The 586-nt window shown below is 67.1% G+C and carries 1 protein-coding gene; it reads left to right on the top strand.

Annotation, left to right across the window (positions count from 1 at the left end):
• The first annotated feature begins 52 nt into the window (after positions 1-52).
• A complete protein-coding gene (locus tag KBX08_RS33415) occupies positions 53-355 on the top strand; it encodes a MerR family transcriptional regulator (protein ID WP_210787733.1) in 303 nt (100 codons plus the stop codon).
• The last annotated feature ends 231 nt before the right edge of the window (positions 356-586 follow it).

Genomic DNA, 586 nt, shown 5'->3' with positions numbered 1-586 from the left:
ACCCTAGCGCCCCGGAGCGTCCGAGCACCGGGGCCCTCGTGATGGAGATGTCATGGCTCAACCCGACGACATGCTCGACGATGAGGACTACCCCGCCTACACGATGGGCCGTGCCGCCGAGATCCTCGGCTGCTCGCAGGATTTCCTACGCCGACTCGGCGATGCGAAACTGATCGACCCGCAGCGCTCCGCTGGCGGGCACCGCCGCTACTCCCGCTATCAACTGCGCCTTGCCGCGAGAGCCCGGGAGATGTGCGACCAGGGCACCGACCTGGCCTCGGCCTGCCGGATCATCATTCTCGAGGACCAACTCGAAGAGGCCCTTCGGCGCAATGAGCGTCACCAGCAGGGCTGACACACCGTTCCGCCCTCGGCCGCATCCGATAGGTCTCGGTGAAGCCGAGGCCGGCGTAGAACTCGGCGGCGCGGGAGACGTCCTCGCTGAAGAGGATCACCTGCGGGCTGCGGAACATCGACACCGTCCGACGCTATCAGCGCAGTGGCTTCTCGCTACGCGGGCAAGTCCGATGAACTTCCGCAAGCGCGCGTTCGCCCAGTATGCCCCCCGCTGCATCCGCGACGGCCA

The sequence above is a fragment of the Micromonospora sp. H61 genome (genome assembly GCF_018070325.1).
GTDB lineage: Bacteria > Actinomycetota > Actinomycetes > Mycobacteriales > Micromonosporaceae > Micromonospora > Micromonospora salmantinae.
Note: the sequence above shows the minus strand (reverse complement) of the source record. Positions and strands in the feature narration are given on the sequence as shown.

Bases quoted from the DNA above. Each gene is read 5' to 3' on its own strand.
- KBX08_RS33415 (WP_210787733.1), top strand. From the start codon at position 53: ATGGCTCAACCCGACGACATGCTCGACGATGAGGACTACCCCGCCTAC.